This is a genomic window from Nostoc mirabile CHAB5784, assembly GCF_020829645.1.
GTDB classification, from domain to species: domain Bacteria; phylum Cyanobacteriota; class Cyanobacteriia; order Cyanobacteriales; family Nostocaceae; genus Nostoc; species Nostoc mirabile.
In genome coordinates this window covers 1-4806 of record NZ_JAIVFS010000231.1, presented here as the reverse complement: position 1 = coordinate 4806, position 4806 = coordinate 1, and the positions used below count along the sequence as shown (strand labels likewise).

6 protein-coding genes and 1 pseudogene are annotated in these 4806 nt (G+C 41.1%); 1 reads left to right on the top strand and 6 read right to left on the bottom strand.

Features of this window, described 5'->3' with window-relative positions:
* Positions 1-89 precede the first annotated feature (89 nt).
* Positions 90-662 (top strand): hypothetical protein, encoded by a 573-nt coding sequence (locus LC653_RS47125; RefSeq protein WP_229501662.1) that lies wholly within the window; start codon positions 90-92, stop codon positions 660-662.
* A 172-nt stretch (positions 663-834) separates the two neighbouring features.
* Here the strand turns inward: LC653_RS47125 and LC653_RS47120 are convergent.
* The 6 genes and pseudogenes from LC653_RS47120 to LC653_RS44705 form a co-directional block, all read right to left on the bottom strand.
* A pseudogene (locus tag LC653_RS47120) lies at positions 835-900 on the bottom strand (KilA-N domain-containing protein); the annotation flags it as partial.
* 344 nt (positions 901-1244) lie between these two features.
* Positions 1245-1541: a hypothetical protein gene (locus tag LC653_RS44725; protein ID WP_372478309.1), complete on the bottom strand. Its 297-nt coding sequence runs from the start codon at positions 1539-1541 to the stop codon at positions 1245-1247.
* A 139-nt stretch (positions 1542-1680) separates the two neighbouring features.
* Complete coding sequence (locus LC653_RS44720; protein ID WP_229501661.1) at positions 1681-1953, bottom strand: hypothetical protein; 273 nt, start codon at positions 1951-1953, stop codon at positions 1681-1683.
* A 376-nt stretch (positions 1954-2329) separates the two neighbouring features.
* Positions 2330-2887 carry a hypothetical protein gene (locus LC653_RS44715; protein WP_229501660.1) on the bottom strand — a complete coding sequence of 186 codons (558 nt, stop codon included), beginning with the start codon at positions 2885-2887 and terminating at the stop codon, positions 2330-2332.
* A gap of 133 nt (positions 2888-3020) precedes the next feature.
* A complete protein-coding gene (locus LC653_RS44710) occupies positions 3021-3938 on the bottom strand; it encodes a hypothetical protein (RefSeq protein WP_229501659.1) in 918 nt (305 codons plus the stop codon).
* Between the two features lie 108 nt (positions 3939-4046).
* On the bottom strand, positions 4047-4655 hold the full coding sequence (locus tag LC653_RS44705) for a hypothetical protein (protein WP_229501658.1): 609 nt from the start codon (positions 4653-4655) through the stop codon (positions 4047-4049).
* Positions 4656-4806: the final 151 nt, after the last annotated feature.

Genomic DNA, 4806 nt, shown 5'->3' with positions numbered 1-4806 from the left:
TGTCTCCCCCTAACTATACGATTATCATTCTTACAACTCATTTCTCAAGTATGAAGTATATCTTGTCCTAAGTGTTTTTGAAGTATTTCGTGACCGTTTGGCTAAATTATCGTTCAAATCACAATATTCTTGGTGATTGGGGCCCGATGGTCGGCTTTGAAATTCATCGTTGGGAAGATGACCGCATTGTAGAGCACTGGGATAATCTTTGCCCTACTCCTACTCAAAAGAACGTGAGCGGACGCTCTATGACTGATGGCGCAAACGAGGTCATCGATTTGGAGCGCACCCAAAGCAACAAAGCTCTAGTCTACGAATTTACCAAGAAGATTCTTGTTGACAGAGAACTTTCCTTTCTCTCCAACTATTTCACGGATGGCGCATTAGTTCAACACAGCCCACATTATGGCGATGGTGTGCAGTCCTTCGAGGCGATGATGAAGGCTTGGCAAGCTGATGGCGAAACGGCTTACCATCGTATGCATCTGTTGCTGGGCGAAGGCAATATGGTGCTGGTCATTAGTGAGGGCATTTTCAAGAACAAACCTGCTGCTTTTTATGATCTATATCGTCTTGCAAACGATAAAATCGCTGAACATTGGGAAGTTTTTGAAACAATACCCCCTCGCGATACATGGAAGAACTCCAATGGCAAGTTCTAGAGCGTGTCGTCTGAGGCAATCGATGCAAAATTTCGGTCTGTTGCTGTTGTTGTTGGAGTAAATGCTGTTCTTGCTCTGCCATTTGTTGTGCTAGAGCAGCAAGTAACTGTACTTGAGTCATCGATTGCTGTTGTACAGACTCTTGAGCCATCATCGCTTTTATTAAGGTTCTGTTGACCCAGATGGGGAATTCGACAGAAACCCACTGAGCTAAATCAATCGCTATTTCTGGATGAATCCATTAGAAAATTTGTAGCGACAGTGTTGTCGATTACTTGTACCATGATTATTCACCTCAATCATTACTTTTCACTTTCAATTCAGCGAAGCTTTCTTTGTGGCTATTTCTCAATTTATGAATGTCTGTGATAGCTCTATAGATTACTTTTGTAGAACTACTTTGTAGTCGAATATGTCTTTTAATGACTGGTGGTTTATGTATTGACAGAACAATTCGCAATTCGCAGTTCGCAATTCGCAATTAGTAAACCATGCCATTGATGCTGGAGCTTGAGAATTGATGTTATGTATTCTTTCATCTTCTATCAATAAATTAAAGAAGCTTGCATTCCAACGGCTCAATTATTTAATTACTCCGCAATTGCGAATTGCGAATTGCGAATTGCGAATTGGAAAAACCATGCCTTCGACCTCATAACAACGAGTCATAAGTTTGTTTCGATTTAGCCGAAAACTGGCTTTTTTCTTTTGATTTGGCAGAGGTAAAAATAGATGCTGTGGATGTTTTATAGTACCTTCATCACCCAAATATCGAGAAAGCGTACCGTTGATTTGGTAAACCTTCGATGAGCTTAACAGCGTTGTATCGTAAACTTTAATCAAATTTAATTCCATCTCAGTAGCAGTGAAGTGTGCCATAATTTATCGTGGAATCGATTTTTCTCTACAGTCAGATTTAATTAGTCTGACTGTAGAGTTTTTCACGAATAACCTGATTCTTCTTTCGTCAACATTTTCGTTATCTCTGCGTTAATTGTTGATTGAGAATGACAGAAGATTACAGATAGAAATGCTCAAAGATTTGATTGAGTTTTTCCTTTGATTCATCAGGCAGAGCCTTAAAGTCAAACTCGTCTGATTCCCAAACTTCATCCAGACTTGTAGACTCATCAACGATATTTGCAATCAAACAAGATTCATCGTCGTACTTCCAACCATTTGCTAAAAGCCACGGCAGAACTCCCTCAGATTGCAATAGTTTCTCAATGTCGAATGAGTCAGAAAACTGTTGTAAGTTTTCGATACTAGGGTGAACGATTGTTGTTGTCATTTCTTGTTATTGCTAGTAGTGAATACACAGCACAGCAAGCTGTAGATAAGGCTTAAGCAACTGATGGTATTGTTAGCTACAAGTCCTGTTTACAATTAACTGGATTGATCATACTTAAGACATAACTTTAAAGAAGCTTGTCACTTAAGCTGCAATAATTTATCTGTCTTGGTAAGCATGGCAGGATTAATAGACATCTTGGCATTTGTGAGGGAAGGTGGAACCCCCTCTGGGGATAAGGGGCGGGGATAATGGGGAAAGGATGGGATTTTCTCAAACCCAGTAATATGCAAATATGCACCCCAACATCTTGGCGAAAGTTACAAATACCAAGATGTCTACTGATTACCTGCCTTTTCTCATCTCTACCTTTGAACTAAAACGCCATCTCAAGAGCAGCTTTTGTTACAGCAATTGCTTGTTTACTGACCTCACGCCAGTTCGTTTCCTCGTTGTAGGATGCCATGACTAATTCCGACTCTACCCATACGCGACAGAACAATACATTTTCATCTGTCGTCCCTGGCTGCGGCTGTAGTGTGATGGGAGAATATAATTGTTGCGGAGTAAGAGTAGCGATCGCGGCTAATACAGATTTAGCAAAGTGAGTATCATGCCCACTTTCTAATATATAGGTTCTGTCTGCTTGAATTGTAATCAGCAACTTGTAAACTTCTTTTCCTCTGCGCTCACACTTCTCGAATTTAAGTTCTTTTAGATATCCAGTTAAGGCAGTTTGGGTAATCGCACTTGCTTCACTGTTGTTTAGGGTATACCACAGTGAACCATTGTGACGATTGCAGTAGATTTTGCAACTGCCAGCATCAGAATGCAATCCCAGTTTCGGTTTATTGATTGCTGCGACTAACAGATGCAGTAGTTCCTCTTGGCGCATTAAGGCAGCAAGTAATTCAGAATTTTCTTGAGGGTTCATTGTTCAATACCAATACATTTCACTTCGCATTGGCGCAGCCGTTTAATTGTGATATATGAAGCATAGAGCCAATAAAACAGCGCTCTTGATTTTACAAAAGCGCTTTTAACTAATAATTATTTGTAGTTACAGATTATTTGTGTGAATTAAATCTCGCTAACAACTCTTCACGGGATAAAGTAGATAATTCCAGTAAAACTCTAGCAAAGTCATCTGGTGTTAACTGCAATAAACTATCGACTACTGTTGAGAGTTCTTCATCCACAGAACCAAACCGGAATCTTAACAAGTTTTCTACTACTTGACGTTGCCCTTGCTGTACTCCTTGCTCCACACCTTCTTGTACTGCTGCTGCTCTAGCTTCTTCGTAAGCTTGAGTTAAGTTCATGATCAACTCCTGGTCATCTCTGGTTAATTCTGTCTGTGTCATTACACTGATACGCCACCTATAAATTATTTCCAGTACGTTCCGGCGTACAAGATCGGATGGTGGTATTGCAACCAGTTCTCCTACTGCCTCCCTTTGTACTTTTCCCCTCCCCAAGAGCCGAAACCATAGTGTTTCTGGAGTTGGCGGTAGCTTGTTAATCGCTACTATTGCTGCTCTTAAACCAAGAGGCAGAAAGTACACTCCGCTCATCCAATTGTCTAAATCTAGTTTAGCTTCAAAAGCCTTGAGCAAAGCTTTTGAAGCACTAGGCGCTAAGATCCACAGTCTTGCTAAATCGTTCTCAGCTATTGTTGTGTCTTCCCTGTTGGCTCTGCGTTGCGCGTCTGCAATCACAGTGAACAATTTTTGAAGACAATTGCGTACTTCCGTTCTACTCGGCTGATTGCGAAATGGCTCTAATAAAGTAGTATTTAATACCGCTATTCTACCCAATAATCCTAAAGTTTCTGCATTAGTAGCGGATGTTGGTGTTGGTGAAAATAACACATCAACAAATCTTGTTTCATCAGTTACTTCTCTGTTAGTTTTTACTTCCCCAAAGGGAGAAAGTAACTCTTCTAAAAACTGCTTGGCAAATTTATCATGAGGTTGTTGGGTCATGTTATCAGTAATAATCGTGTTGTATCATACTGCTATTTCTGATTAGAGTTTGGTACAAAAGCGATCGCCCTGCCTTGTCGTCAGCCAGCAATCGCCTTTTCCCTTTAACTACGCCGCTATTAACTCCCGTTCTACCACTGGCTGATATTCCCGTAGCCGCTCCCATTCCTGTGGCGTGAGTTCATCAAACGGCTTATCCAGCAGTTCCTTACAAGATGGTTGCGTCAGTTCTACCATCGACAATACCCACACCGCATCAAATGCAGAATCACACGGAATTTTCTGCTGATGCACTGAAGTTGCTGGAATAACCCACCATCTGCTATTAGTACAGCCTACTTCACCAAGCTTTTGATCCTGGTTGTAGATACCATCGTTTAGGATTTCAAACCCGTACTTTTCGCATTCATCAGCAATCTGTACCATGATTTCGTTCCCCGTTGTAACGACTGGGGTTTCTTGTTCTTGTATGGGCAGTGTTCCGCGCTGGTAATGCCATGTGATGTAGCTATGGCATCTTTTAAAAGTGTTCGCGCGATGGATCTCCTCACCATTGACCATCACTATCCAAGGTTGCGTTAGGTCATCGTCGTGGGTAATGCTAGCTACGAGCTTTTGACCTGCATAGAATTCGTGATCTTCAAACGAAATCTCTACTGATCTCAATTCTTCAACTGGTTTAACACAAGAGGTTAAAGTTGCTGTTGTTTGTGGCATAATTTTAAAACCTTTGATTGGGTGATAACGGGACTTAAACAAAAGACAAGAGTAAAAAAGGGTATAATGCTATCTCAGCGTAGCTTTCACGTTGAAAAAGGTCATGAAAGAAACTACCCCCGCAGCCATGCCGCCATGCTTTGAAAGATGG

What these genes read in the sequence shown, in the direction of transcription:
- LC653_RS44725 (WP_372478309.1), bottom strand. Translation starts at nt 1,541, where the DNA reads ATGGCACACTTCACTGCTACTGAGATGGAATTAAATTTGATTAAAGTT.
- LC653_RS44720 (WP_229501661.1), bottom strand. Translation starts at nt 1,953, where the DNA reads ATGACAACAACAATCGTTCACCCTAGTATCGAAAACTTACAACAGTTT.
- LC653_RS44715 (WP_229501660.1), bottom strand. Translation starts at nt 2,887, where the DNA reads ATGAACCCTCAAGAAAATTCTGAATTACTTGCTGCCTTAATGCGCCAA.
- LC653_RS44710 (WP_229501659.1), bottom strand. Translation starts at nt 3,938, where the DNA reads ATGACCCAACAACCTCATGATAAATTTGCCAAGCAGTTTTTAGAAGAG.
- LC653_RS44705 (WP_229501658.1), bottom strand. Translation starts at nt 4,655, where the DNA reads ATGCCACAAACAACAGCAACTTTAACCTCTTGTGTTAAACCAGTTGAA.